23 protein-coding genes are annotated in these 25,327 nt (G+C 65.9%); 13 read left to right on the plus strand and 10 right to left on the minus strand.

What is annotated here, in order from left to right; genetic code table 11:
- Positions 1 to 246: 246 nt before the first annotated feature.
- A complete protein-coding gene (locus AB4Y44_RS18210) occupies positions 247 to 1,155 on the minus strand; it encodes a LysR family transcriptional regulator (protein ID WP_368700468.1) in 909 nt (302 codons plus the stop codon).
- 150 nt (positions 1,156 to 1,305) lie between these two features.
- Between AB4Y44_RS18210 and metE the strand changes: the two genes are divergently transcribed.
- Positions 1,306 to 3,600: a 5-methyltetrahydropteroyltriglutamate--homocysteine S-methyltransferase gene (metE, locus tag AB4Y44_RS18215; protein ID WP_368700449.1), complete on the plus strand. Its 2,295-nt coding sequence runs from the start codon at positions 1,306 to 1,308 to the stop codon at positions 3,598 to 3,600.
- 71 nt (positions 3,601 to 3,671) lie between these two features.
- Here metE and AB4Y44_RS18220 read toward each other — a convergent pair whose 3' ends face one another.
- Together AB4Y44_RS18220 and AB4Y44_RS18225 are read right to left on the minus strand one after the other, a co-directional pair.
- Entirely contained in the window at positions 3,672 to 5,342 is a 1,671-nt protein-coding gene (locus AB4Y44_RS18220) for a class I adenylate-forming enzyme family protein (protein ID WP_368700450.1), read from the minus strand.
- 10 nt (positions 5,343 to 5,352) lie between these two features.
- Entirely contained in the window at positions 5,353 to 6,681 is a 1,329-nt protein-coding gene (locus AB4Y44_RS18225; RefSeq protein WP_368700451.1) for an MFS transporter, read from the minus strand.
- Between the two features lie 409 nt (positions 6,682 to 7,090).
- Between AB4Y44_RS18225 and AB4Y44_RS18230 the strand changes: the two genes are divergently transcribed.
- Complete coding sequence (locus AB4Y44_RS18230) at positions 7,091 to 7,660, plus strand: DUF4142 domain-containing protein (RefSeq protein ID WP_133184567.1); 570 nt, start codon at positions 7,091 to 7,093, stop codon at positions 7,658 to 7,660.
- A 54-nt stretch (positions 7,661 to 7,714) separates the two neighbouring features.
- Here AB4Y44_RS18230 and AB4Y44_RS18235 read toward each other — a convergent pair whose 3' ends face one another.
- Complete coding sequence (locus tag AB4Y44_RS18235) at positions 7,715 to 8,314, minus strand: TMEM175 family protein (RefSeq protein ID WP_342923474.1); 600 nt, start codon at positions 8,312 to 8,314, stop codon at positions 7,715 to 7,717.
- Positions 8,315 to 8,488: 174 nt separating this feature from the next.
- On the opposite strand from AB4Y44_RS18235, the gene AB4Y44_RS18240 reads away from it, so the two are divergent.
- Both AB4Y44_RS18240 and AB4Y44_RS18245 read left to right on the plus strand, forming a co-directional pair.
- Complete coding sequence (locus tag AB4Y44_RS18240) at positions 8,489 to 9,184, plus strand: cytochrome b/b6 domain-containing protein (protein WP_342923473.1); 696 nt, start codon at positions 8,489 to 8,491, stop codon at positions 9,182 to 9,184.
- A gap of 91 nt (positions 9,185 to 9,275) precedes the next feature.
- On the plus strand, positions 9,276 to 9,536 hold the full coding sequence (locus AB4Y44_RS18245) for an H-NS family nucleoid-associated regulatory protein (RefSeq protein WP_342923472.1): 261 nt from the start codon (positions 9,276 to 9,278) through the stop codon (positions 9,534 to 9,536).
- A gap of 107 nt (positions 9,537 to 9,643) precedes the next feature.
- Here AB4Y44_RS18245 and kdgD read toward each other — a convergent pair whose 3' ends face one another.
- The 4 genes from kdgD to AB4Y44_RS18265 form a co-directional block, all read right to left on the minus strand.
- Entirely contained in the window at positions 9,644 to 10,561 is a 918-nt protein-coding gene (kdgD, locus tag AB4Y44_RS18250) for a 5-dehydro-4-deoxyglucarate dehydratase (RefSeq protein WP_368700452.1), read from the minus strand.
- 49 nt (positions 10,562 to 10,610) lie between these two features.
- Positions 10,611 to 11,960, minus strand: a complete 1,350-nt coding sequence (gene gudD, locus AB4Y44_RS18255; RefSeq protein WP_342923470.1) for a glucarate dehydratase — start codon at positions 11,958 to 11,960, stop codon at positions 10,611 to 10,613.
- Positions 11,961 to 12,024: 64 nt separating this feature from the next.
- Entirely contained in the window at positions 12,025 to 13,113 is a 1,089-nt protein-coding gene (locus AB4Y44_RS18260) for a lactonase family protein (RefSeq protein ID WP_368700453.1), read from the minus strand.
- Between the two features lie 39 nt (positions 13,114 to 13,152).
- Positions 13,153 to 14,484 carry an MFS transporter gene (locus AB4Y44_RS18265; protein WP_342923468.1) on the minus strand — a complete coding sequence of 444 codons (1,332 nt, stop codon included), beginning with the start codon at positions 14,482 to 14,484 and terminating at the stop codon, positions 13,153 to 13,155.
- Positions 14,485 to 14,753: 269 nt separating this feature from the next.
- Between AB4Y44_RS18265 and AB4Y44_RS18270 the strand changes: the two genes are divergently transcribed.
- Positions 14,754 to 16,337, plus strand: a complete 1,584-nt coding sequence (locus AB4Y44_RS18270; RefSeq protein WP_368700454.1) for an aldehyde dehydrogenase (NADP(+)) — start codon at positions 14,754 to 14,756, stop codon at positions 16,335 to 16,337.
- Between the two features lie 87 nt (positions 16,338 to 16,424).
- Here the strand turns inward: AB4Y44_RS18270 and AB4Y44_RS18275 are convergent, their stop codons facing one another.
- Complete coding sequence (locus AB4Y44_RS18275; protein ID WP_342923466.1) at positions 16,425 to 17,165, minus strand: FadR/GntR family transcriptional regulator; 741 nt, start codon at positions 17,163 to 17,165, stop codon at positions 16,425 to 16,427.
- Positions 17,166 to 17,692: 527 nt separating this feature from the next.
- Between AB4Y44_RS18275 and AB4Y44_RS18280 the strand changes: the two genes are divergently transcribed.
- The 8 genes from AB4Y44_RS18280 (at position 17,693) to AB4Y44_RS18315 (ending at position 23,735) form a co-directional block, all read left to right on the plus strand.
- Positions 17,693 to 18,298: a cytochrome c gene (locus AB4Y44_RS18280; RefSeq protein ID WP_368700469.1), complete on the plus strand. Its 606-nt coding sequence runs from the start codon at positions 17,693 to 17,695 to the stop codon at positions 18,296 to 18,298.
- 94 nt (positions 18,299 to 18,392) lie between these two features.
- Positions 18,393 to 19,676: a cytochrome c gene (locus AB4Y44_RS18285; RefSeq protein WP_368700470.1), complete on the plus strand. Its 1,284-nt coding sequence runs from the start codon at positions 18,393 to 18,395 to the stop codon at positions 19,674 to 19,676.
- Positions 19,677 to 19,683: 7 nt separating this feature from the next.
- On the plus strand, positions 19,684 to 19,866 hold the full coding sequence (locus AB4Y44_RS18290) for a hypothetical protein (protein WP_342923465.1): 183 nt from the start codon (positions 19,684 to 19,686) through the stop codon (positions 19,864 to 19,866).
- A gap of 28 nt (positions 19,867 to 19,894) precedes the next feature.
- Positions 19,895 to 20,470 carry a cytochrome C oxidase subunit II gene (locus tag AB4Y44_RS18295; protein WP_342923464.1) on the plus strand — a complete coding sequence of 192 codons (576 nt, stop codon included), beginning with the start codon at positions 19,895 to 19,897 and terminating at the stop codon, positions 20,468 to 20,470.
- Complete coding sequence (locus AB4Y44_RS18300) at positions 20,460 to 22,085, plus strand: cbb3-type cytochrome c oxidase subunit I (RefSeq protein ID WP_342923463.1); 1,626 nt, start codon at positions 20,460 to 20,462, stop codon at positions 22,083 to 22,085. The genes AB4Y44_RS18295 and AB4Y44_RS18300 overlap by 11 nt, the downstream gene beginning before the upstream one ends.
- On the plus strand, positions 22,082 to 22,879 hold the full coding sequence (locus AB4Y44_RS18305) for a c-type cytochrome (RefSeq protein ID WP_342923462.1): 798 nt from the start codon (positions 22,082 to 22,084) through the stop codon (positions 22,877 to 22,879). Before AB4Y44_RS18300 ends, AB4Y44_RS18305 begins: the two co-directional genes overlap by 4 nt.
- Before the next feature lie 79 nt (positions 22,880 to 22,958).
- The gene (locus AB4Y44_RS18310; protein WP_342923461.1) at positions 22,959 to 23,387 is read left to right on the plus strand and encodes an OsmC family protein; all 429 of its coding nucleotides are present in this window, start codon (positions 22,959 to 22,961) and stop codon (positions 23,385 to 23,387) included.
- 9 nt (positions 23,388 to 23,396) lie between these two features.
- The gene (locus tag AB4Y44_RS18315) at positions 23,397 to 23,735 is read left to right on the plus strand and encodes a cupin domain-containing protein (RefSeq protein WP_254315481.1); all 339 of its coding nucleotides are present in this window, start codon (positions 23,397 to 23,399) and stop codon (positions 23,733 to 23,735) included.
- Between the two features lie 94 nt (positions 23,736 to 23,829).
- Here AB4Y44_RS18315 and AB4Y44_RS18320 read toward each other — a convergent pair whose 3' ends face one another.
- A complete protein-coding gene (locus AB4Y44_RS18320) occupies positions 23,830 to 25,263 on the minus strand; it encodes a cytochrome c peroxidase (RefSeq protein WP_342923460.1) in 1,434 nt (477 codons plus the stop codon).
- Between the last annotated feature and the right edge of the window lie 64 nt (positions 25,264 to 25,327).

The raw sequence follows: 25,327 nt of genomic DNA on the forward strand, positions 1-25,327 counted from the left end.
TCATCTCCTCAGGAATCGAACTGCGTCGCAGGGTCATGAAGGCTCATGACACATGGTTGTCCGGCAAAAAGCCGACCAACGTAGCAATTGCGACGAGCAATTGCGCAGAAGCGACAAGCGATTCCAGCGAGTGCCGATGAACAGCGGCTTTAAGTTAATTGAACGATCAATATACGAACTTGCGCGGCGTTTCTTTCATTTTCAAAACATAATCCATTGCCGCGGCCTCGCGTGCGCCGCGCGGTGTCAGCCTCGCACACGGGGCTGTTGCCAGACCGGGTCGCGCGCGAACTCGACGAAGGACTTCAGGTAGTCGACCACGGCGTCGCCTTCGCGCGTGCCGAGAAAGATCTGCTTCGCGATGCCCTGCTTGCCGAGCTTCACGATCGCGAGCGGCATGCGGTCTGCGTATTCTTCCGCGAGCCAGCGCGGCAGCGCGGCCACGCCGCGCTGGCTCGCGACCATCTGCAGCATGATGTCGGTCGTTTCGATCGTCTTGTGACGGCGCGGCGTGATGCTCGCGGGCCGCAGAAACTGGTTGTAGATATCGAGCCGGTCGGTATCCACGGGATACGTGATGAGCGTTTCGTCGACGAGCTGCTCGGGCTTTACGTAGCGCGCGTTCGCAAGCCGATGGTTTTCCGCGACCACCAGCACCTGCTCGTAGTCGAACACCGGATCGAAACGCAGCCCCGGCCGGTTGAGCGGATCGGGCGTGACCAGCACGTCGATGTCATAGCCGATCAACGCGCCGATGCCGCCAAACTGAAAACGCTGCTTCACGTCGACGTCGACGTCGGGCCAGCGCGCCAGATACGGCGAAACCACCTTGAGCAGCCACTGGTAGCACGGGGCGCATTCCATGCCGATGCGCAGCGTGCCGCGCTCGCCCGCGGCGTACTGCTTCATGCGCTCCTCCGCGAGTTCGAACTGGGGCAGGAGCCGTTCGGCCAACGAGAGCAGATATTGCCCGGCCTGCGTCAGCCGCAGGCTGCGCCCCTCGCGGTCCCAGATTTGCGTGCCGAGTTGCTGCTCGATCTTCTTGACCGTATGGCTCAACGCCGACTGCGTGAGGAAAAGCGCTTCCGCCGCGGCGGTCAGCGAGCCCTGGCGGGCGACTTCGCGGACGATGACGAGGTGAACGCGTTCGAGCATGGAAAAGGACAACCCCGCGCCAGGCTGGCGACAGATGAAAGAAACTAATGGATGGATGAAATAATGCCATTTTTCTTCATCCTCGGATACCTCTATCATCGCTGCCATTCTGGATCGTTTTCAGCACTTTCATTTCGGACGGCACCGCACATGGTCACCACGCACAATCTCGGCTTTCCGCGCATCGGCGCGAAACGCGAACTCAAATTCGGTCTGGAACGCTACTGGAAGGGCGAAACCTCGCGCGACGAACTGAAGGCGCTCGGCGCGCAACTGCGCGCGCGCCACTGGGACAACCAGAAGGGCCTCGATCTCGTGCCCGCCGGCGACTTCGCGTTCTACGACCAGGTGCTCGACATGAGCTTCACGCTCGGCAACCTGCCCGAGCGTGTGCAGGGCTTCCACGGCGACAAGCTCGACAACTATTTCCGCGTGGCGCGTGGCCGCTCGGCCGCAGGCGCCGAGGACCATGCCGCTTGCTGCGGCGGCGTCGCGGCCGGCGAAATGACGAAGTGGTTCGACACGAACTATCACTACATCGTCCCCGAATTCACGGCCGATACGCAGTTCAACCTCGACACCTCGCGTCTTTCCGAGCAGCTGCGCGAAGCCCGCGAACTGGGCGTGAAGGCCAAGCCGGTGATCATCGGGCCACTCACGTACCTGTGGCTCGGCAAGGCCAAGGACGACTCGGACAAGCTGGCGCTGCTGCCGCGCATCATGCCCGTGTATCGCGCGCTGCTCGATTACTTCCGCGTGATGGACGTCGAATGGGTGCAGATCGACGAGCCGATTCTCGTGACCGAACTCGATCCGGCCTGGCGCGCCGCGTTTGCGACGGCCTATGAAGGGTTCGAGCTGCGCAGCGTCAAGCTGCTGCTAGCCACCTACTTCGGCCAGCTGCAGGACAATCTCGACCTCGCCTGCTCGCTGCCCGTCGACGGTCTGCATATCGACGCGATCAACGCCCGCGCCGAAGTCGCGCTGGCCGCGCAAAAGCTGCCTGCACAGAGCGTGCTTTCGGTGGGCGTGATCAACGGCCGCAACATCTGGAAGACGGATCTGAACGCCACGCTCGACTGGCTCGAGCCGCTCGCGAAGCAACTGGGCGAGCGCCTCTGGATCGCGCCGTCGTGCTCGCTGCTGCACGTGCCGGTGGATCTCGCGAGCGAAGGAAAGCTCGACGCCGAAATCCGTTCGTGGCTCGCGTTCGCGCTGCAAAAGCTCGACGAAGTGAAGGTGCTCGCCACGGCGCTGAATGCCGGGCGCGACAAGGTTGCGGCCGAACTCGCGGCGAACGCCACCGCCGTTCAGGCGCGCCGCCAGTCGCCGCACGTGAACAACCCCGCCGTGAAGGCCGCGATCGCGCGCATCGGCGCGCAGCTCGGCAATCGTCAGCACGCTTACGCCGAGCGCGCCGCGAAGCAGGCCGCACGCCTGAAGCTGCCCGCCTTCCCGACCACCACGATCGGCTCGTTCCCGCAAACGGCGGAGATCCGCCAGGCGCGCAGCCAGTTCAAGAGCGGCGCGCTCGACGACGCCGGCTATCAGGCCGCCATGCGCGCCGAAATCGAGCGCAGCGTGCGTGAGCAGGAGCAACTGGGTCTCGACGTGCTCGTGCACGGCGAAGCCGAGCGCAACGACATGGTCGAATACTTCGGCGAGCAGCTCGACGGCTACGCGTTCAGCCAGTCCGGCTGGGTGCAGTCGTACGGCTCGCGCTGCGTGAAGCCGCCCATTCTGTTCGGCGACATCAGTCGCCCGAAGGCGATGACGGTGGAGTGGATCACCTACGCGCAGTCGCTCACGAACAAGCCCATGAAGGGCATGCTCACGGGCCCGGTGACGATCCTCAACTGGTCCTTCGTGCGTGACGACCAGCCGCGTTCGGTCTCGTGCTACCAGCTCGCGCTCGCCATTCGCGAAGAAGTGCTCGACCTGGAAAAGGCCGGCGTGGGCGTGATCCAGATCGACGAGGCCGCGCTGCGCGAAGGTCTGCCGCTGCGCCGTGCGCAATGGGGCGAGTATCTGCGCTGGGCCGTCGAGTCGTTCCGCATCACGGCGAACGGCGTGGAAGACGAAACGCAGATCCACACGCACATGTGCTATTCGGAGTTCAACGACATCATCGCGTCGATCGCCGATATGGATGCGGACGTCATCACGATCGAGACCTCGCGCTCGGACATGGAACTGCTCGACGCGTTCGACGACTTCAGGTATCCGAGCGAAATCGGGCCGGGCGTGTACGACATTCACTCGCCGAACATCCCGACCGAAGCGCACATCGTGCAACTGATGCAGAAGGCCGCCGGGCGCATTCCAGCAGAACGCCTGTGGGTCAACCCGGATTGCGGTCTGAAGACGCGTCAATGGGCCGAGGTGATCCCGGCATTGACCAACATGGTCGCTGCCGCCAGGACGCTGCGCAGCCAGTTGCAATAAGGCGCCGAAGCGCCCCGAGCCGGGCACGGGGAGCTTCAGTTTTCGACCTGATCAGGTTGCTCGCGCAATCATCACCGCAACTCGCGCCGCAAGATCTTCCCCGTGGCCGTCTTCGGTAGTTCGTCGCGAAACTCGACGATGCGCGGGTACTTGTACGCAGCCATGCGCGCCTTGCAGAACGCGATCAGTTCCGCTGCGTCGGCCGCCGCGCCCGCACGCAGGCTCACCACGGCCTTCACGGTCTCGCCGCGATATGGATCGGGCACGCCTACCACGGCCGCTTCGCGCACGGCGGGATGGCCGTAAAGCACGTCTTCCACTTCGCGTGGCCAGACCTTGTATCCGGCTGCATTGATCATGTCCTTCTTGCGGTCGACGAGATAGAACCAGCCCGCTTCGTCCATGAAGCCGACGTCGCCGGTATGGAACCAGCCGCCGCGAAACGCATCGGCCGTCGCCGCCGCGTTGTTCCAGTAGCCGGGTACGACCATCGGTCCACGGCAGACGATCTCGCCCGTTTCGCCGACAGCGAGCATGTGACCGTCATCGTCGACGATCGCCGCTTCAGCGCCCGGCACGGGCACGCCCATGGCCAGCGCGCCGCTGCGCGGATCGACGGGCGCCGTCCTCTCTAGCGGCACCATATGCGTGGGCGAATTCGTTTCGGTAAGCCCGTACGCGCCATGGATCACGTGGCCGAACTTTGCGCGAAATGCCTCCACCACGCTGGGCGCGATGGGCGCGCCACCCGAGTAGATCTTCGTGAGCGTCGCGAGTTGCTCGCGGGTCGCATCGGCGTGATGCAGCAGCGCGATGAACACCGTGATCGCGCCGATCGTGAATTCCGCGCGGTGTTCCTCGATGGCGTCGAGCGTGGCTGCCGGGTCGAAGCGATGCGTGAGGATGAGCGGCGCGCACGCAATCCACGCCGCGCCAATGTGGCCCACCAGTCCGGTAATGTGAAAGAGCGGCGCCACGCCGAGTATCGGGCCGCCTTCGCGCAGGCCGCAGAAATCGCGGTACGTCTGCGCATTGAACGCGAAGTTGCCGTGCGTGCAGATCGCGCCCTTCGGGCGCCCACTCGTGCCCGAGGTGTAGACAAGCATGGCGGGATCGCTCGCCGCCAGCACGACCGGCGGCGGCTTGCGCCCTGCTTCCATGGCTTGGGCCGCCTGCAAGAGATCGCATGTGCCCTCGCCTGCCCCGCTCTCCTCGCGCGGTGCGCCGAACACGCGTGGATCGTCGCGTGTCTGCAGCGCACGCGCGTGCGTCGTGAACACGCGCGGCGCGGCTCTGCCTTCGGCTTCGATGCTCGCCATCACTTCGCGAACGACTTCGCCTTCGAGCGCGGTGTCGCAAATCAGCACGCGCGTTTGCGAATCGTCGAGCAGCAGTTTCAGTTCGCGCGCGCGGTTCATCGGATTGACCGGCACCATCACGGCGCCCGCCTTCCAGATGCCGAGCAAGGCCATCACGAACTGCGGCACGTTCTGCAGATAGAGCGCCACACGGTCGCCGCGCTGCACGCCTTCGTCCAGCAGCAAGCAGGCGATGCGGTCGCTCCATGCGTCGAGCGTCCGCCAGTCGAGCCTGCCGTCGAAGTAGAGCAGCGCGCTTTCGTGCGGCGCGCGAGCGAGCGCCGCCGCGAACATGTCGAGACCGTTCGTATAGTCCTGGCGGGGATTCGGCTCGATGCCGGTGTCGTATAGCGCACGCCAGGGAAAGTGTTCGCAGGCGTTCACGTTCGTCTCCTCAAGCCGCGTCCGTCGGCTGGCCCACCGTGCTGCGTGCCATGAACCAGTAGAACAGCGCCGCGCAGCCCGCAATCGCGCCGCCCATGATGAACGCCAGCGAATACGATCCCGTGCGGTCGACGATAAAGCCCGCCACGACCGGCGAGAACGCCCCGCCGAAATAGCCGCCGAAGTTCTGGATCGCGCTCACGGATGCGACCATCGACGACGGGGCGATGTCGGCCGCGAGCGCCCACGCGTTGCCGATGGTGGCGGCGATGAACGCCAGCCCCAACGTCATCAGCGCGACGCTCGAGCCTATCGTGCCAGCGAACGGCAGCGCCGCCGCGCACACGCCCGCGCCAAGCGCGCCAACCACGATCAGCATGCGCTTGGCGACCATGGGCGAAGCCATGCGGCGATCCACGAGTTTCTTCGCGATCCAGCCCGCGACGATCTCGCCCGCCGCGCCGCCAAACCACGGAATGCTCGCGTAGATGCCCAGTTGTGCGAACGAAATATGAAAGCGATCGAGCAGGTAGAGCGGCAGGAACACGAGGAAGATATTCCACAGCCAGATCGCGCAGAAATAGCCGAAGATCATGCCCCACACGCTGCGCGAGGCGAACAGCGCGCGCCAGCGAATGGGCGCGGTGGTAAGCGAACGCTCGTGGCCGCCGCCGCCCGCTTCGATATAGGCGAACTCCTCACGCGTGAGCCGCTTGCTTTGCGCGGGGTTGCGATAGAGAAACAGGAACAGCACGGCGAAGACGATGCCGATGGCGCCCGTCACGTGAAAAAGCGAGCGCCAGCCGAACGCGATCATCAACGCCACGAGCACGGCGGGCGCGAGCGCGGGCCCCCACTTCGACGACGAATCCCAGATGCCGGTGGCGAAGCCGCGTTCCTTGGCGGGAAACCACGCCGCCGTGATCTTCGCGGAGGTGGGCCAGCATGGCGCCTCGCCCACGGCGAGCAGCACGCGCATGACGATGAGGCCCGAGATCGAGCCGACCACGCCGGTGAGCCACGTCGCCGCGCTCCACCAGATCATGCCCACTGCATAGGCGCGCTTCGCGCCGAAGCGGTCGATGATCCAGCCCGCCGGCAGCTGCATCACGGCGTAGGTCCAGGCGAACACGGTGCCCAGCAGGCCGATTTGCGTGCGCGTGAGGCCCAGGTCGTGAATCATGCCGGGCGCGGCAATCGCGAGATTCGCGCGATCGAGGTAGTTGATGATGCCGCCGAACAGCAGCCAGATCAGCACGCGCCAGCGAAAATTCGCGGCGGTGGCGGCTGTGGCGGTCGATTGTGTGGTGGATGCGGTTGCAACCAGCTCGTCGTCCATCCTGTCTCCTCCTCGTTGGCCTACGTTTTTTTGCATGCGCCGATGCGCAAGCTCGTGAGACTCAAACCGCGTTCGTGCCCAGATCGTGGGACTTTTCTCTGTAGCAGCAACGACACGCACGAGGGACATTGTGCGCCGGTTGGCGCGAATGCAAAACGCCGTATTTGCATAAACGCATGACGTCGATGTGAATACGCTGATCATTATCTCTGTCGCATGCTCTCTTACCAACCGTTACACAGTCGAAGCAATCGTTTCACCTGAATGGCGAGCGACTTCATAGAATTCCTCGGACCGTTGAGCAGCAAGGCGCCACGCCACGACGGTCCCGCGCAGAGCCGCACGGAAAGCCGCATGACACCAGGCCCTGCGCGTGCAATCGATACCAACTACGCAGAAAGGAGTTCACATGACTCGCCTCTCGCTTGCCTCGCTCATCGCGGCTTCGGCCGCCAGCCTTTGCGCCGTTACGCTGAGTGCCCATGCGCAGACCCCCGCGCCCACCGCGGCTTCTGCCTCGACTTCGGCCGCACCCGGCAAGCTGCACGAAGCCGACAAGGCCTTCATCGCGGACGGCACGCAAACCGTCGCCACGCAGCGCGATGCCGCGCGCATTGCCGACTCGCGCTCGACCGACCGCGAAGTGAAGGCTTTCGCCGAAAAACTGGTGGCCGACTATTCGAAGCTGTCCGACTCGATGCGCGCGGCGAGCCCGCGCGGCGTGGATGTGCCGCGCAACGACCCGGATGCGGCCGTGATCAGCAGCATCAATAACCTGCGCGGCGCGGACTTCGACAAGACGTATATCGAGCAGGTCGCGCTGGCCGGCCAGCAAAAGACGCTCTCGGCATTCCAGGCGGAGATTGCCTCGGGCCGCGACGCGGGCCTCAAGAAGGCCGCCACGGAAGGTCTGCCCGTGATCCAGGCCGACTACGCCAAGGCTCAGGAACTCGCCAAGCGCAAGCACCTGGCAGGCTGATGACGATGTGATGTGCGAAGGGGCCGGCCGCATGCGCGCCGGCCCTGCTGCTGCTTACTCGTCCTTCTTCTCGCCGGCCGCGAGGGCGAGCCGCTCCATGCGTCGATCGGGCACGAGCCAGAGCAACGCCACGCCGAAGTAGAAGATCGCGCCAATGCGAGGATAGTCGAACGCCGCGAGCGCAAACCCCGCCAGATACAGCGGCGGCGAAATCTTGCCCTTCACGTCATTGCCCAGCGCGATGGCAAGCGGGCTTTGCGTGCCGTGATAGCGCACCAGCGTGAATTGCAGCACGACATAGGCCAGCGCGCAGAGCAGCAGGTTGACGCCGTAGAGCGCGGTCGGCCAGCGCCCGAACTCGTTCTCGCCCATCCAGCCCGTGGTGAACGGCAGCAGCGAAAGCCAGAACAGCAGATGCAGGTTGGCCCAGAGCACCGCGCCGTTCACGTGGCGCGCCACCTGCAGCATGTGGTGATGGTTGTTCCAGTAGATCCCCACGTAGATGAAGCTCAACACGTAGCTCAGATAAACCGGCCACAGCGGCGCGAGCGCAGCGAGATCGTCGCCATGCGGCACCTTGAGTTCCAGCACCATGATGGTGATGATGATGGCGAGCACGCCATCGCTGAATGCTTCGAGTCGGTTCTTTTCCATCTGCGGAATCGGCTTGCAAGGGACGTAAGGCGAGCGGCAAGTATCGCCGAAGTCGCCGCGCGACGCCACGTAGCCGCTGCGGCGTCGCAGGTGCGTATATTGCGCCACACATGGCGTGCGCGTTCCTGGCCTATGATGGCCGTGAGCGCCAAGCCCGGCCGCCCGCCTCGAATCATGAACTCCACGACCTCCGCAACCCGCCACCGCCCCGAGCACCCCGAGCGCCGCGTGCCCGTCTGGGACCTGCCCACGCGCCTCTTTCACTGGCTGACCGTCGTGCTCGTGGCGGCTGCTTACGTCACGCAGCGCATGAACTGGATGCAGATGCACGTGCGCCTCGGCGAGACGCTGCTCGCGCTCGTGCTGTTTCGCATCCTGTGGGGCTGCTTTGGCAGCGAGACCGCGCGCTTCTCGCGCTTCGTCGCTTCGCCGCGCAAGGCCGTCGAGCATCTGCGCCATCTGCTGCGGCGCGAGCCCGACGTCCAGGTGGGCCACAACGCGGCCGGCGGCTGGATGGTTCTGCTGCTGCTCGCGCTGCTGCTGGTCGAAACCCTCACCGGTCTCTACGACAACAACGACATCGCCGATGAAGGCCCGCTCAGCGAAATCGTGCCCGCCAAAATCGCCAATGCGATCGCCGGCCTGCACGCGTGGGGCTGGGATCTGCTCGCGGCCGCAGTCGTGCTGCACGTGTGCGCGATTGCCGTCTATGCGCTCGTCAAAGGCCACAATCTGGTCGGCCCGATGGTGAGCGGCAAAAAGCGCCTGCCCGCCTCGGTGCGCGCGCCCGCGCGCGGGTCGCTGTGGCTCGCGGCCTTGCTGATGGGGTTATCGGGCGTCGTGGTGGCGCTGCTCGCCGCGTATCTCTGACTCCGATGCCGGAAATTGCGGTGTAAAGCGCACGCGAAGCCCGCACAACGCGTAAAATCAGCGCCTCGTTTTCACTCGACAAGAATCATCGATGGCTACCTACCGCGAATTGCTCGCCCAGAAGCGCGAACTCGACGAGCGCATCGAAGCGGCGCGCGCCGAAGCGGCGCACGAGGCGCTGGCCAACGTGCGCGCGGCAATCGCCGAATTCGGCTTCACGCCCGACGAGGTGTTCGGCAAGCCGCGCCGCGAAAAAGCCGCGCGCCGCGCCCGCAAGGCCGAAGGCAATGAAGGCAATGAAGGCAAAAAGCGCGAGCGCGCCAATCTGGACCTGTTCGGCGACAACGCCTGACCGGCCACCCACGCCCTTCATAAGCAAACAGGGCCGCAAGGGCCCTGTCGCAGGCGGCCATGCCGCGCGCGCCGGTTGGCGCGCGCATGGCATGAACACCGAACGCGTTACTGCGCACCGAGCTTCCTGATCAGCACGTCGAGCTGCGCCACTTCCTCTTGCGTGAGGTCGGTGAGCGGCGCGCGCACCGGGCCCGCGTCGTGGCCCACGAGCTTCGCGCCCGCCTTCACGATGCTCACCGCGTAGCCCGCGCGGCGATTGCGAATGGCGAGGTACGGCAGGAAGAATTCGTCGATGAGCTTGCCGACCGTCGCGTGATCGTCGGCGGCAATCGCGCGGTAGAACTGCATGGCCGTCTTCGGAATGAAGTTGAACACCGCCGACGAATACACGGGCACGCCCAGCGCCTTGTACGCCGCCGCGTAGACTTCGGCCGTGGGCAGGCCGCCCAGGTACGAGAAGCGGTCGCCCAGACGGCGGCGGATCGTCACCATCGCCTCGATCTCGCCCACGCCGTCCTTGAAGCCGATGAGGTTCTCGCAGCGGTCCGCGAGCTGCTCGAGCATGTCGGCGTTGAGCTTCGAATTGGCGCGGTTGTAGACGATCACGCCCATCTTCGGCACGGCCTTGCAGACCTGCTCCACGTGCGCGGCAATGCCTTCCTGCGACGCTTCCGTGAGGTAGTGCGGCATCAGCAGAATGCCTTGCGCGCCGTTGCGCCCGGCTTCCTGCGCGTACTCGATGGCCACGCGCGTGGCGCCGCCCGCGCCCGCGAGAATCGGCACCTTGCCCTTGCAGGTTTCGGTAGCCGTCTTGATGACCTGCGAATATTCGCTCTTCGTAAGCGAGAAGAATTCGCCCGTGCCGCCCGCCGCGAACAGCGCGCTCGCGCCATACGGGGCCAGCCATTCGAGGCGCTCGGCGTAGGTGCTCGCGCGGAAGTTGCCTTGCGCGTCGAAGTCGGTCACGGGGAACGAAAGCAGGCCTTCGGAGACGATTTGCTTGAGTTCTTGCGGCGTGGTCATGGTCTTGATCCTGTTGCGAAGTCAGTAGAGGTTCAGTCGAAGACGGCGTTCAGCGCACGAGGCATGGACGCTTGTTGTCGAATTTCCAGTTGGGAATGAGGTATTGCATGGCGATCGCGTCGTCGCGCGCGCCGAGGCCGTGCTCCTGGTAGAGCGCGTGGGCCTTTTCCAGCTCGTCCATGTCGATCTCGATGCCGAGGCCCGGCTTGTGCGGCACCTGCACCTTGCCGCCCACGATCTGCAGCGGCTCGCGCGTGAGACGCTGGCCGTCCTGCCAGATCCAGTGCGTGTCGATCGCGGTGATCTTGCCGGGCGCCGCGGCGGCCGCATGCGTGAACATCGCGAGCGAAATGTCGAAGTGATTGTTCGAGTGCGAGCCCCACGTAAGGCCCCAGTCGTTGCACATCTGCGCCACGCGCACGGAGCCCTGCATGGTCCAGAAGTGCGGGTCGGCAAGCGGAATATCCACCGACTGCAGCTGAATGGCGTGGCCCATCTGGCGCCAGTCGGTCGCGATCATGTTGGTGGCCGTGGGCAGGCCGGTGGCGCGGCGGAATTCCGCCATCACTTCGCGGCCCGAGTAGCCGTTCTCCGCGCCGCACGGGTCTTCCGCGTAGGCGAGCACGTCGTGCTTGTCGCGGCACAGGCGGATGGCTTCCGCGAGCGACCACGCGCCGTTCGGGTCGAGCGTCACGCGCGCTTCCGGAAAGCGCCCGGCCAGCGCCGTGACCGCTTCCATTTCCGCGTCGCCCGCCAGCACGCCGCCCTTGAGCTTGAAGTCGTTGAAGCCGTAGCGCGCCTGCGCGGCTTCGGCCAGGCGCACGACGGCCTCCGGCGTCATCGCCTCTTCGGTGCGCAGGCGCTCCCAGTCGTCGCGGCCATCGGCGCCGCTCGCGTAGGCGAGATCGGTCTTGTTGCGATCGCCAATGAAGAACAGGTAGCCGAGCATCTCCACTTCGCTGCGTTGCTGGCCTTCGCCGAGCAGCGCCGCAACGGGCACGTTCAAATGCTGGCCGAGCAGGTCGAGCAGCGCGGCTTCGAGCGCCGTGACCGCGTGAATCGTGGTGCGCAGGTCGAAGGTCTGCAGGCCGCGGCCGCCCGAGTCGCGATCGGCGAACTGCTTGCGCACGGTGTTGAGCACCGCCTGCATATTGCCGATGGACTGGCCGACCACGAACGCGCGCGCGTCTTCGAGCGTCTTGCGGATCGCCTCGCCGCCCGGCACTTCGCCGATGCCGGTGTTGCCGGCGCTGTCGCGCAGCAGCACGACGTTGCGCGTGAAGAACGGACCGTGCGCGCCGGAGAGGTTCAGAAGCATGCTGTCGCGGCCCGCCACGGGCACGACGCGCAACTCGGTCACAACGGGCGTAGCGTTCGGTTGAACGGTTTGTGTAGACATGAACGGATTACCTGTAAAGTGCGGCGCGCTGCGCCCTGACAATCGAAACCTTGAATTGAAGCGGTCAAGCGTTGGCGGCGACGATCTCCACCCAGTTCGCGCCGTTGCCGCCCTCGCCGCGCGAGACGGCTGTGAGCGCGCCGCTCGCCGCATCGATCGCGTAGACCGACACGTGTTGCGATTTTTCTCCGCACGCCACGAGAAAACGGCCCGTCGGGTCGATGCGAAAACCGCGCGGCTGTGTTTCCGTCGCGGTCGCGCCGACGTATTCGAGCGCGCCGTCTTGCGATACGCGCAGCGTGAGAATCTGGCTCGTCGTGCGCTCGGACACGTAGACGAAGCGCCCATCGGACGAGACGTGGATATCGGCGGCCCAGACGAGCTTCGCGAGCACGGCCGGGTCGGGCTGCACGGGGTCCGTGGGGCTCGGGCGCGCAAAGCCGTCGTTCAGATGCGCGAGCACCGGCGCGCGCGGCGAGACGTGCAGCGCCGTGAGCTTGCCCGTGGCGGCGTCGCGCGCGAACACCGCCACGGTCGCGCGGAATTCGCTCAGCACGTACAACACGTCGCCGCCGGGCGAAAAGCGCAGATGCCGCGGACCGAAGCCCGCACCGAGATCGACCGCACCGATTTCGACGAGGCGCCCCGCGTCTTCCAGCGCGAAAACAAACACGCGGTCGCTGCCGAGCGACGACGCATAGGCGAAGCGCCCGTCGGCGGAAACGATCACGGCGTGTGCGTGCTCGATCTCGCCGATCACCTGCAGCGGCGCGCCATTACCGCTCTCGAGATCGTTCGCCCCATACACGCTCACGCGATGCTCGCCGTACGAGGCGCCCAGCAGGAAACGCCCCTGCGGCTCGGCACACAGATACGCGAGGCTCGATTCGATCGGCGTCTGCACGCGCGGCGCGAGACTGCCGCTTTGCGCGTCGATGGCGTAGTCGTTGATGCGCTTGTCCGCGCCGCGCGTGGCCGCGTAAAGGCGGCGGCGATCGGGCGAGAGCGCCATCGGCATCACGTTGTCCTGCGCGGCCACGCGCGCTTGCGGCGTGAGCGCGCCGTTACGCGCATCGAGATGAAACACGCCAATGTCGCCGTCTTTCGAATTCGCGACATAGACGAAGAAGCGGTCGGGGTTCGGCTGGTTCATGGTGCGAGTTTCCTTCTCGATTGAGGGTTGCACGCGGGCTTAGTGCGCGCCGCTGCGGACCGAATCGTCGGCAAAGGCGCGGCGCGACGGCTTGTTGCGGGCAAGGAACGCGGCGGCGGCGGCAATCAGCGAGGTCACGCCAAGGCCATAGAGGCCGCCCGTGATCGAGCCCGTATGCTGTTGAAGATAGCCGAAGGTGGCCGGCGCGAAGAACCCGCCCAGGTTGCCGAGCGAATTGATGAGCGCGATCACGCCGGCGGCCACGCGGGTGTCGAGATAGCCTTGCGGCATCGGCCAGAACAGCGACGAAGCCGCCTTGAAGCCGATGGCCGAGAAGCAGATCGCCACGAACGAGAACACCGGGTCCGACGAGGTCGAAGCGAACAGGCCACAGGCCGCGATCACCAGTGCGACGGCGAGCCACGCCTGCTGGAAGCGGTACTTCGCCGAGAGCAGCGCGAAGCAGTACATCGCGACGATCGCGATCATCCACGGAATGGCGTTGTAGAGGCCCACCTGGAAGTCGGTGAGGCCGCCCATCTTGCGGATGATCGTGGGCAGCCAGAACGTGGCCGCGTAGATCGTGAGCTGGATGGCGAAGTAGAGGAAGCAGAACAGCACGATCTGCGGGTCCTTCAGGAGGCGCAGCACCGGCACGTGCGCGCCCGTGGCGGCTTCGCGCTCGGCCTGCTCGCGCACCATGTAGGTCTCGAGCGCGCCCTGTTCGTCGCTCGTGAGCCAGTGGGCATCGCGAATGCGCGACTTCAGGAACACCCAGCTCACGCCGCACAGCACGATGGAAAAGCCGCCTTCGATCAGGAACATCCACTGCCAGCCCGCGAGACCGAGGCCGCGCACGGACAGCAGCGCGCCGGTGATCGGACCCGAGAGCACCGAGGCGAACGCCGAGCCCGCCAGAAACACGGCCGCCGCCTTGCCACGTTCCTTCTGCGGCAGCCACTGCGCGAAGTAGTAGATCACGCCGGGGAAGAAGCCCGCTTCGGCCACGCCCAGCAGAAAACGCAGGACGTAGAACGAGGTGTCGTTGTGCACGAATGCCATGGCGGCGGCCACCACGCCCCACGTGCCCATGATGCGCGTGAGCCACGCGCGTGCGCCATACTTTTGCATGAGGATGTTGGACGGCACCTCGAAGATCGCGTAGCCCACGAAGAACAGCCCCGCGCCGAACCCATACGCCGCCGCCGAAAGACCGATGTCGGCTTTCATGTGCGCGCCAGCGAAACCGACGTTCACACGGTCGATATAGTTCGCGATGAACATGATGAGGAAGAGCGGGAGTACGTGCCGCAGGACCTTGGCGCTGGCTGACTCCAGCAGGTCCTCATAACGGTTGAGGGGGGCGGACATCGGGGTTGTCTCCTTCAGGCGCGGGCAGCGCGCGGATTGGATGCTTCGTGGTACGTTGTCTGATGACATTCTAGACTTGCGCACCAAAGGAGCCAACGTCGTGTTTACCCTGTTCCGGAACGGGAATCATAACCGATAAAGCTCGAATCTGCGCGCTTGTGGCGGTTTTGGGCTGCTGCAGCCGCTTGCCGCGGGTGTGCGGCGGCGACGACCTGGCGTATGATAGTTGTACGATGACTTAACTCACGGCAACGAGACTCGGAGACGATATGCAAATCACTGGTGACATGCTTATTGGAGGCCGCGCGGTGCGCGGCTCGGAAAAGCCGCTCGCGGCTTTCAATCCCGCCACGGGTGAAGCGATCCCCGCACCGGCCTTCGGCAGCGGCACGGCCGCCGACGTCGACGCCGCCTGCCAGCTCGCCGCCGCGGCGTTCGACGCGTACCGCACGCTGCCGCTCGCCGTGCGCGCGGCGTTCCTCGAACGCATCGCCGACGGCATCGCCGCGCTTGGCGACGCGCTCACCGAACGCGCCCACGCGGAAACCGGCTTGCCCAAGGCGCGCCTCGAAGGCGAGCGCGGCCGCACCGTCGGTCAACTCAAGTTGTTCGCGCAGGAAGTGCGCCAGGGACTGTGGCTCACGCCCACGCTCGACGCCGCCCTGCCCGAGCGCAAGCCGCTGCCGCGCGCCGACCTGCGTCTGCAGAAGATCGCGCTCGGCCCGGTCGCCGTGTTCGGCGCGAGCAACTTCCCGCTCGCGTTCTCGGTGGCGGGCGGCGACACGGCCGCGGCGCTGGCGGCGGGCTGCCCGGTCATCGTCAAGGCGCACGGCGCGCACCTCGGCACCTCGGAGATGGTGGGCCGCGTGATCCAGCAGGCCGTGCAGGAGATGGGGCTGCCCGAGGGCGTGTTCTCGCTCATCGTCGGCGCCGGGCGCACCGTGGGCGAGGCGCTCGTTGCGCATCCGGCCATCAAGGCCGTGGGCTTCACGGGCTCGCGCGCGGGCGGCACGGCGCTCATGCGCATCGCCGCGAACCGGCCCGAACCCATTCCCGTCTACGCGGAAATGAGCAGCATCAATCCCGTATTCCTGCTGCCCGAGGCGCTCGCGGCGCGCGGCGCGGCCATCGCACAGGGGTTCGTCGATTCGCTCGTGCTCGGCGCGGGTCAGTTCTGCACGAATCCGGGTCTGGCGATCGGCATCGAGGGTCCGGCGCTCGACCAGTTCGCGCAGGCCGCGGCGCAGGCGCTGGGCATCAAGCCCGCGCAGACCATGCTCACGGCGGGCATCCATGCGGCGTATGAAGAAGGCGCGCGGCGCCTCGCCGAAACCCAGGGCGTGAGCGCCCTCGCGCAAGGCCAGAGCGCGAGCGGCCCGAACCAGGCGTTCGCCGCCCTCTTCGTGACCGACGCGCAAACCTTCCTCGCGCAGCCCGCCCTCGAAGACGAAGTGTTCGGCCCGGCCTCGACGCTCGTGCGCTGCAAGGACGAAGCCGAACTGCTCGCCGTGGCCGAGCACTTCGCGGGCCAGCTCACCGCGACGATCCAGATGGACCGCACCGACGTGCCCGCCGCGATGCGCCTCGTGCCGATCCTCGAGCGCAAGGCCGGCCGGCTGCTCGTGAACGGCTTCCCGACCGGCGTGGAAGTCACGCACGCGATGGTGCACGGCGGCCCGTTCCCGGCCACGTCCGACAGCCGCGCGACCTCGGTGGGCACGAGCGCGATGGAGCGTTTCCTGCGGCCGGTGTGCTATCAGGACTTCCCGGCCGAGTTGCTGCCGCAGGCGCTCGCGGACGCCAATCCGCTCGACCTCTGGCGGCGCAAAAACGGCGAGCTGGTGCGCGGCTGAGTTGCCTCGTCAGCGCGTTGCGCGCATCGCAAATGAAAACAGCGGCCGTTGGCCGCTGTCTTTCCATGCAGGCGACGCTGGAACGCGCTACGCCTTTTCGCCAGACTCCGCCGCGGCGCGGCGCAGCCGCTCGCGGCTGCTCGACAGATGCATGCGCATGGCCGCGCGTGCGCCATCCGGATCGTGACGGGCGATAGCGTCGAAAATGCTCTCGTGCTCGCGGTTCACCAGCTCGGCGTAAGCCTGCGGATCGCGATGCGCGATGCCAGCCGAGTCGACGCGCCGGCGCGGGATCAACGCCGCGCCCATCTGCGTGAGGATGTCGACGAAATAGCGGTTGCCCGTGGCGCGCGCCACCGAGATGTGAAATTCGAGGTCGGCGCCCGAGCTGTCGCCGCCCGTGCGAATGACGACGTCGAGCGTGTCGAGCGCGGCGCGCATGCCCGCAAGGTCGCGCTCGCTCGCACGCTGGGCGGCGAGGCCCGCGGCCTCCGTTTCGAGGCTGATGCGCAGCTCCAGCACGGCCAGCACATCGTCCAGCGTGCTGGCCGGGACGACGTCGAGATCGAGCGGCTCGCGGCGCGGCTCCAGCACGAAGCTGCCGATGCCGTGACGCGTTTCGATCACCGACATGGCCTGCAGACGCGAGATGGCCTCGCGCACCACCGTGCGGCTCACGCCCAGTTGCGTCATGAGGTTGCTTTCGGTGGGCAGTTTGTCGCCGGGCTTGAGTGCGCGCGTCGCGATCTGCTCGCTGATGAAGTTGACGACCTGCTCGGCGAGATTGCGGCTACGCGCGGCGATGGGCGTGGCAAGCGACTCCGCCATGTGGATCTCCTTGGCTCGATATGCGTGCGTAAGTCATTCCATTATACGTTGTCGGACAACCGCCGGAAAAGCGCGCGAGCATGCGACTGAGGACATCCTACGACTGCATGATGGACGTCAACCGGGCAGGACCGGACAGCCCACGAAACGGCGCCGCAAACGATCCTCATTTTATTTCGCATTCCGATGCAATTCGCGTCGTGCCGAGCCGCGACAGGAAGCGCATATCGTTGTGTTAGCAAACATGTCTCGCTGCAATAATCCGGCAGATTTATTTGCACATCCTGGCTGCATAAGTCGTCGTTCTCCGATAATCTCCTCAACAAGGTGCGCGCCCGGCCGTCTTACACAATGAGAATCCCCCACGGACGACGCCTCAACTGATATCGAATCGCAACGCGTTTGTGTCGTTACCATCCGCAACGAGGGAATCATTGAGAACCCGCATCGTCCCGATCATCCTTGCGCTCGCGCTGCCATGGGCGCCGCTCCTCGCGGCGCCGCCCGCCGAGCCCGCGCCTGACACGATGCAGACCCGCGTGATGGGTTGCGCCGCCTGTCACGGCGCACACGGCGAAGGCACCGACAACGACTACTTCCCGCGTCTCGCGGGCAAACCGGCGGGGTATCTGTTCAACCAGCTCGTCGCCTTCCGCGACGGCGGCCGCAGCTACCCGCCCATGAACTATCTGCTGGCGTATCTGCCCGACGCCTACCTCAAGCAGATCGCGGAATTCTTCTCGCAGCAGCACCCGCCCTATCCGCCGCCCGCCAAACCCACGGTCGACGCGGCCATGCTCGCGCTCGGTAAAACGCTCGTCATGAACGGCGACAGCAAGCGCAACGTGCCCGCCTGCGCAGGCTGCCACGGCGCCTCGCTCACAGGCATGCAGCCGGCCATTCCGGGCCTCGTGGGCCTGCACGCGAACTACATCAGCGCGCAACTCGGCGCGTTCCGCTACGGCACGCGCCGCGCCGCCGCGCCCGACTGCATGCACGACATCGCCACCCGTCTCGCCGACCGCGACATCACCGCGATCGCGGCCTGGCTCTCGTCGCAACCCGCGCCCGCCGATACGACGCCGGCGGCGGCCTCGCCGCTGCCGCTCGCGTGCGGCAGCGTCCATAACTAGCCGGGGCCTCGACGTGCGCAGACTTCGATCCCTTCTCCCGTCATCGTCCAGGCCGCTCACGACGCGCCTCTCGCTCGCGGCCGCCACGCTCTGCATGGGCGCCGCGGTCGCGCTCGCGCAAACGGCCGCGCCCAGCGCGAACGCAGCGGACGCGGCGAGCGCCGCCGCGGCGGCAGCCACGGCCAACGCGAAGCCGGTGGCGAGCAACGCCGGGCTGATCGCGCGCGGCGAATACCTCGCGCGCGCCGGCGACTGCATTGCGTGCCACACGGTGCCGTCCGAGCAGATGTTCGGCGGCGGGCGCCCGATGGAAACGCCGTTCGGCACGCTCTACACGCCGAACATCTCGTCGGACAAGACCTTCGGCATCGGCTCGTGGACCGCCGACGAGTTCTACCGCATGCTGCATGAGGGCAAGTCGCGCGACGGCACGCTGCTCTATCCGGCCATGCCGTTCGCGTCGTACACCAAAGTGACACGCGCGGACTCGGACGCCATCTTCGCGTACCTGCTCTCCACGCAGCCCGTGCACAAGGAGAACCGCCCGCACGACCTGCGCTTCCCGTATAACAAGCGCGCGCTGCTGCTCGGCTGGCGCACGCTGTTCTTCCGCCAGGGCGAGTTCAAGCCCGACCCGAAGCAGTCCGCCGAATGGAATCGCGGCGCCTATCTCGTGGAAGGCCTCGGCCACTGCACGATGTGCCATACGGCCATCAACGCGCTGGGCGGCAACTCACCCTCGAAGGCGTTCGAGGGCGGTCTGATTCCCGTGCAGAACTGGTACGCGCCTTCGCTCACCTCGAACAAGGAAGCGGGACTCGGCGACTGGAGCATCGAGGACATCGTCGATCTGCTGCACGCGGGCGTGTCGAAGCGCGGCGCCGTGTACGGGCCGATGGCCGAAGTGGTCTACGACAGCTTCCAGTACCTCACCGAAGACGACGTGCGCGCCGTGGCCGTGTATCTGAAGTCGCTGCCGGGCCGCAACAACGAGGTCGACAAGTCGCCCAAGAGCACCTTCGTGACGGAGGAAGCCGCCCGCCTCGTGCCGCTCGGCAGGAAGATCTACGAGTCGCAGTGCGCGATCTGCCACGCCACCGAAGGCCAGGGCAAGCCGCCGCATTTCCCGCCGCTCGCCGACAACCAGTCGATCCAGATGAACTCGGCCGTGAATCCCATCCGCATGGTGCTCAACGGCGGCTATGCGCCGGGCACGCGCAAGAACCCCATGCCCTATGGCATGCCGCCCTTCGCGCAGTCGCTCTCCGATGAAGAAGTGGCGGCCGTGGTCACGTATATCCGCACGGCGTGGGGCAATCACGGCACGCCGGTTTCCGAACACGAAGTGAACGCGCTGCGTTCCGCGCCGCTTTTCTGAGGCCGCGATGATCGAGACTCCCGTACCCGAACAACCGGGCGAGCGCCCGCAACACGAACAGGTCGACGAGATCGTGGCCGGCGGCCCGGGCGGCGCGCTCGCGCTAGCGGGCATCGCCACGGCGATCGTGGCCGCGCTCTGGTTCATCTTCTACTTCGTCGTGTTCCTGCCGCGCGGCGTCATCCAATAGCTCAGACAGACAAGAAAAGGCCGGCCTCATGTCGAATCCGCTCGATAACCATGCCAGTGCCGAAGTCGCCGCGCGCGTCGAGCGCCGCTGGGCGATGCTCATGGTGGCGTTCGTCACCCTGCTCGTGGCCGTGGTGGTGTTCACGGGCCTGCACTGGGCCATGATGCCGCCCTCGCGCGTGGAACTCGTCAATCCGGAAACGCTGCACGTGTCCGGCGAATTCGTCGAGTCGAACCTCGGCAGCGCCGTGGAGACCGACGGCTCCGTGACGGTGCGCATTCTCGCGCAGCAGTACTCGTTCACGCCGCAATGCATCCTCGTCCCGGCGAACACGCCCATTACGTTCCGCGCGACGAGCGCCGACGTCGTGCACGGCTTTCTCGTCACGGACACCAACCTGAACTCGATGGTCGAGCCGGGCTACATCTCGACGTTCCGCACGACCTTCGACAAACCCTCCGACCACCTCATGCCGTGCCACGAATACTGCGGCACGGGCCACCAGGGCATGTGGGCCCACGTGAAGGTCATCGACAAGGATGCCTTCATGCAGATGGCGAACCAGCCAGGCAATTCAGCGCGGAGACTCAGCTGTGTTAAATAACAAGCGACTCGTACTCGCCCACTTCTGGCTCGCGTTCATCGTCTTCGGCGTGGCGCTGCTGCTCGGCGCGTGGCAGATGTTCGTGCGCAGCCCGCTGCATCCGTGGCTCAACGACCCCGAGCTGTACTACCGCTCGGTCACGGAGCACGGCACTGTGATGGGTTACGTGTTTCCCACGCTCATCGCCATGGGCTTCGGCTACGCGGTCAGCGAACTGGCGCTCAAGCGCCCGCTCGTGGGCGTGAAGTGGGCCTGGCTCGGCTTCATCCTGCTCGCGCTCGGCGCCGTCACGGCCTCGGTGCCGGTGGCGCTCGGCCTCGCCTCCGTGCTCTATACGTTCTACCCGCCGATGATCGGCAACGTGTTCTATTACCTGGGCGTCGTGCTCGTCGTGGTGGGCTCGTGGGTCTGGGTCGCGCTGATGGGCATCAACTCCGCGAAATGGAAACGCGAGAATCGCGGCAAGCCGCTGCCGCTCGCCATGTTCGCGACCACGGCGGGCGCGTATCTGTGGGGCTGGACGGCGGTGGGAGCGGCCATCGAAGTGCTGTTCCAGATCCTGCCCGTGGCCTTCGGCTGGCGCAACACGATCGACGCGGGCCTCGCGCGCGTGTTCTTCTCCTGGACCCTGCACGCCATCGTCTACTTCTGGCTCGTGCCCGCCTATATCGCCTACTACACGATCGTCCCGCGCGCGATCGGCGGCCGGCTCTACAGCGACGTGATGGCGCGTATCTCGTTCATCCTGTTCCTCGTGGTGGCCATGCCGATCGGGATTCACCACCTGTTCGCCGATCCGCAGGTGGGCTCGGGCTTCAAGTTCGTGCAGTCGGTGTTCACGGCGCTCGTCTCGGTGCCCACGCTGCTCACCGTGTTCACGATCTGCGCGTCGGTCGAAATCGCCGGGCGGCTGCGCGGCGGCAAGGGGCCGTTCGGCTGGATCGCGAAGCTGCCGTGGCAGAACCCGCAAATGCTGGCCGTGGCGTTCTCGTTCGTCATGCTCGGCTTTGGCGGCGCGGGCGGCCTCATCAACATGAGCTACCAGCTCGACCAGCCCGTACACAACACGCAGTGGATCACGGGCCACTTTCACCTGATCTATGGCGGCGCGATCGTCATCATGTACTTCGCCATCGCCTACGACCTGTGGCCGCAGATCACGGGCCGCGCGCTCAACAACTGGCGGCTCATGCGCTGGCAGCTGTGGCTGTGGTTCATCGGCATGATCGTGACGACCTTTCCGTGGCACCTGGTCGGCCTCATGGGCATGCCACGGCGTATGGCCTACTACGACTACAGCGACCCGGCGCTCGCGGGCCAGGGCGCGCTCGTGGTGCTCTCGGCCATTGGTGGCCTGATCCTCGTGACCTCGGCGGTGCTGTTCTTTACCGTGCTGCTGCAGGGACATCGCAGCGAGGCGGCCGAGCCCGAGGAATATCGCTTCAGCAAACCGGTGCACGAGTCGGCCACGCTGCCGGTGGCGCTCAATAGCTTCGGGCTGTGGGTCGTGCTGATGGTCGCCCTCACGATCACCAACTATGGCTACCCGATCGCGCAACTGCTGGCGACACCCGAAACGGCCGTGCCCGCGATCCCGATTGGAGCACAGCGATGAGCGACGAACGCCTGTTCTCGTTTCGCAATGTGTGGTTTCGCGCGAGCGTGGGCACGGCCATCGTCGTGTTCGTCGTCTCCGTGCTGATCGGCTTCATCTGGCTGCCTTCCGCCAAGAGCGACCCGTATTTTCAGGGCATCTGGACGGCAATCTGCAGCGCGGCCGGCGTGCCGCGCGACTGGCACCCGGTCGGATCGGCAGTGCCGCCGGACTATAAGCTGAGCCAGGTCGAACTGACGCCGCACATGCTCGATGGCGCGACGACGCTCTCCGTTGGCCGCGGCGCGACGCTCGCCTTGCGTTGCACGATGTGCCATGGCCCGCGCGGCATCAGCATGGCCAATTCGCCGAATCTGGCGGGCCAGTTCGCCATCGTGGTGTTCAAGGAGCTGCACGACTTCCAGACCGGCGCCCGCCAGAACGCGGTGATGTCGCCCATGGCGCGCGATCTGTCCGACGAGGACATGCGCGACCTCGCCGCCTACTACGCCTCGCTGCAGCCGATCGCGCACCTGCATGGCGGCGCGCCCGCCATCGTGGCGCACGGCGCGCCGCTGCGCAATATTCCCGCGTGCGCGTCCTGCCATGGCGGCGTGGACAGCAAGATCGGCAGCCCGTGGCTCGACGGCCTCCCGGCCGCGTACACCAGGGCGCAGTTGCTCGCGTTCGCGAACGGCACGCGCCATAACGACATTTCCGAGCAGATGCGCAACATCGCGCGCAACATGACGCCCGAAGAAATCGACGCGGCCGCCGCCTGGTACGCGGGCGAAACACCACCGAAGCAACCCTGAAGCCACCCCTGCGGGCCTTGCGGCGGTACGCAACTTGCGCGCCCTGCACGTCCTTCACCCAACCTCGCGGAGCGACATCATGCAAAAGACGGCATCGGCAAAATGGCACGGCGGCATCAAGGACGGACAAGGCACGATCTCGACGCAAACCGGCGTGCTCAAGGAAGCGCCTTATGGCTTTGCCTCGCGCTTCGAAGGCGGGCCCGGGACCAACCCCGAGGAGCTGATCGGCGCGGCGCACGCGGGCTGCTTCACGATGGCGTTCTCGCTCTTTCTCACCCAGGCGGGCTTCACGGCCGAGAGCATCGAGACGAAATCGACCGTCACGCTCGACAAGGTGGGCGAAGGCTTCGCCATCACGAGCTGCCAGCTCGACATGACCGCGAAGATTCCGGGCATCGATCAAGCGAAGTTCGACGAGCTTGCGAAGGGCGCCAAGGAAAACTGCCCGGTGTCGAAGCTCTTCGCCAACAACGCGAAGATCACGCTCAACGCGACGCTCGTTTGAGAGGCTGTCATGGCCATCCCCCATGCCGCGCCGGGTGAGGTCTTCGACGTGCGTCCGCTGGGCGGCGCGCTCAAGAACACGAAGTCGACCACCCTGATCCGCGCGCAGCAACTCGAAGTCATGCGCATCGTGCTGCCCGCGGGCAAGCGCCTGCCCGAGCACAGCGTGCCCGGCGAGATCACGGTGCAGTGCGTGGAAGGCGTGATCCGCTTCTTCGTGAACGGCGACCCGCGCACCATGCACGCCGGCGACATGCTGCTGCTCGGCGGCGGCGAAACGCACGCGCTGGAAGCGCTCGACGACGCCTCCGTGATCGTCACGATTCATCTTGCCCATGGGGACAAGTAAGGGCTAGCGCGGCATCCGTCACAAAAAAAGGGCGTGTCCCGGCGAATGCCGGACACGCCCTTTTACCTGTCGAAGACGGGCTGCCCCGCCCCGCTCATTGCTTCGACGGCTGCGGCTCGTCGTTGAGCGTCTTGAGGAACGCGATGATGTCCTGAATGTCGCTTTGCGTCATCGCGGGCTTGTCGCCGAACTTGCGGTCGAACGGCGCATCGGTCACGTCCACGTTCTTCTGGAACTGCGGCGGAATATCGTCGTACTTGTCGATCTTGCCGTCGGGGCCGCGCGGATAGAACTTGCCCGGGTCGGTATTGCGATCGTTGTAGAACGCCATGACGTCGTCGAGGTTGTGGTACACGCCGTTATGGAAAAACACCGTGCGCGTGGCCGAATTGCGCAGCGTGGGCGTGAGGAACATGCCGCAGTACTGCGTCTGGTCCTTGAAGTCCGAGCGGAATGGGCCGCATACGCCCAGATCGAAGAAGTGCGGGTCCTTGTTCTGCGCGAGCTTGTTGTTGCGCGGCACGCCGAGCGCCTCGTACTGGTAGTCCGTGAACATGGGCGGCAGGCCGTCCTTGCCGGGCTTCGAGAGGTGGCAGCCCGCGCAGTTCGCCTTGTTCGGGTCGTTGAAGAGGCGCAGGCCGCGCAGCTCCGCTCGCGAGAAACGCGCATGGCCTTCGAGCCAGCGATCGTACTTGCTGTTATACGGGTGGAACGATGGATCTTCCACCTGGTAGCGCGAGATCGCGAACATCGCCTCCGCCACGGCCAGCTTCGGGTCGCTGAAGATCCGGTCGCCGAACAGCTCCGCGAAGTGCTTCGCATACGGCGCCTTCGCGAGCTTCGTCGCCACCTGCTCGATGCTCGTGTTCGCCATCTCCACGGGGTTGAGCAGCGGACCATACGCCTGCTGCTGCAGCGTGTCGGCGCGGCCGTCCCAGAACAGGCCGCCCTGCGGCACCATCTCCACGGAAGTCGATGCGCCGCCCGCCACCTTCTGCGACTTCACGACGTCGGCGGCGGCCGTGGCCTGCTGGACGACCGTCGGCGCGTCGTCGGCTTCACCCTGGTCGGGACCGATGCTGAAGTTCGGTTGACGGTACAGATACATGAGCGAAGGCGGCGGGCGATAACCCTGCTGGTTCATCGCGAGGCCGCCCATCTGCACGTCGTGCCCATTGGGAGGACCGTAGGAACGATCGGGGCTATGGCACGACGCACAGGACTGCTGACCGGAGCCCGAGAGCGCCGGATCGAAAAAGAGCTGCTTGCCGAGCTGCGCCATCGCCGAAAGCGGTGCGACTGGCGGGCGCTGCAGCACCACCGGGTGCGGATTCGCACCCGTCAGGTTCTCGACGACCTCGCCCACGGCATCGGGCACGTCGGCCGGGAACGCCACGGCGTAGGCGCAAAAACCCAGCGCGCCGACCGCGATCACGGCGGCGGCGGCGCGCAGGACGACCCGCGTGGAGCTCGCCGCACTGCGCGGTTTGGGTGAAGACGGTGTCGGCGAAGTGGAAAGCTCGGACATGATTCGATCTTTCTTTGCGAAATACCACGAAAAGGAAAAGCCGAACGCCGCGAGCACCCAGCGA

This window comes from Paraburkholderia sp. BR10937 (assembly GCF_040965695.1).
Taxonomy (GTDB): Bacteria; Pseudomonadota; Gammaproteobacteria; order Burkholderiales; family Burkholderiaceae; genus Paraburkholderia.

Coding starts and splice junctions, on each gene's coding strand:
- AB4Y44_RS18275 (WP_342923466.1), bottom strand. CDS start 17,165: ATGGCGGAGTCGCTTGCCACGCCCATCGCCGCGCGTAGCCGCAATCTC.
- AB4Y44_RS18315 (WP_254315481.1), top strand. CDS start 23,397: ATGGCCATCCCCCATGCCGCGCCGGGTGAGGTCTTCGACGTGCGTCCG.
- AB4Y44_RS18225 (WP_368700451.1), bottom strand. CDS start 6,681: ATGGACGACGAGCTGGTTGCAACCGCATCCACCACACAATCGACCGCC.
- AB4Y44_RS18320 (WP_342923460.1), bottom strand. CDS start 25,263: ATGTCCGAGCTTTCCACTTCGCCGACACCGTCTTCACCCAAACCGCGC.
- AB4Y44_RS18280 (WP_368700469.1), top strand. CDS start 17,693: ATGCAGACCCGCGTGATGGGTTGCGCCGCCTGTCACGGCGCACACGGC.
- AB4Y44_RS18240 (WP_342923473.1), top strand. CDS start 8,489: ATGAACTCCACGACCTCCGCAACCCGCCACCGCCCCGAGCACCCCGAG.
- AB4Y44_RS18265 (WP_342923468.1), bottom strand. CDS start 14,484: ATGTCCGCCCCCCTCAACCGTTATGAGGACCTGCTGGAGTCAGCCAGC.
- kdgD (WP_368700452.1), bottom strand. CDS start 10,561: ATGACCACGCCGCAAGAACTCAAGCAAATCGTCTCCGAAGGCCTGCTT.
- AB4Y44_RS18210 (WP_368700468.1), bottom strand. CDS start 1,155: ATGCTCGAACGCGTTCACCTCGTCATCGTCCGCGAAGTCGCCCGCCAG.
- metE (WP_368700449.1), top strand. CDS start 1,306: ATGGTCACCACGCACAATCTCGGCTTTCCGCGCATCGGCGCGAAACGC.
- AB4Y44_RS18305 (WP_342923462.1), top strand. CDS start 22,082: ATGAGCGACGAACGCCTGTTCTCGTTTCGCAATGTGTGGTTTCGCGCG.
- AB4Y44_RS18295 (WP_342923464.1), top strand. CDS start 19,895: ATGTCGAATCCGCTCGATAACCATGCCAGTGCCGAAGTCGCCGCGCGC.
- AB4Y44_RS18285 (WP_368700470.1), top strand. CDS start 18,393: ATGGGCGCCGCGGTCGCGCTCGCGCAAACGGCCGCGCCCAGCGCGAAC.
- AB4Y44_RS18230 (WP_133184567.1), top strand. CDS start 7,091: ATGACTCGCCTCTCGCTTGCCTCGCTCATCGCGGCTTCGGCCGCCAGC.
- AB4Y44_RS18260 (WP_368700453.1), bottom strand. CDS start 13,113: ATGAACCAGCCGAACCCCGACCGCTTCTTCGTCTATGTCGCGAATTCG.
- AB4Y44_RS18235 (WP_342923474.1), bottom strand. CDS start 8,314: ATGGAAAAGAACCGACTCGAAGCATTCAGCGATGGCGTGCTCGCCATC.
- AB4Y44_RS18270 (WP_368700454.1), top strand. CDS start 14,754: ATGCAAATCACTGGTGACATGCTTATTGGAGGCCGCGCGGTGCGCGGC.
- AB4Y44_RS18290 (WP_342923465.1), top strand. CDS start 19,684: ATGATCGAGACTCCCGTACCCGAACAACCGGGCGAGCGCCCGCAACAC.
- AB4Y44_RS18310 (WP_342923461.1), top strand. CDS start 22,959: ATGCAAAAGACGGCATCGGCAAAATGGCACGGCGGCATCAAGGACGGA.
- gudD (WP_342923470.1), bottom strand. CDS start 11,960: ATGTCTACACAAACCGTTCAACCGAACGCTACGCCCGTTGTGACCGAG.
- AB4Y44_RS18245 (WP_342923472.1), top strand. CDS start 9,276: ATGGCTACCTACCGCGAATTGCTCGCCCAGAAGCGCGAACTCGACGAG.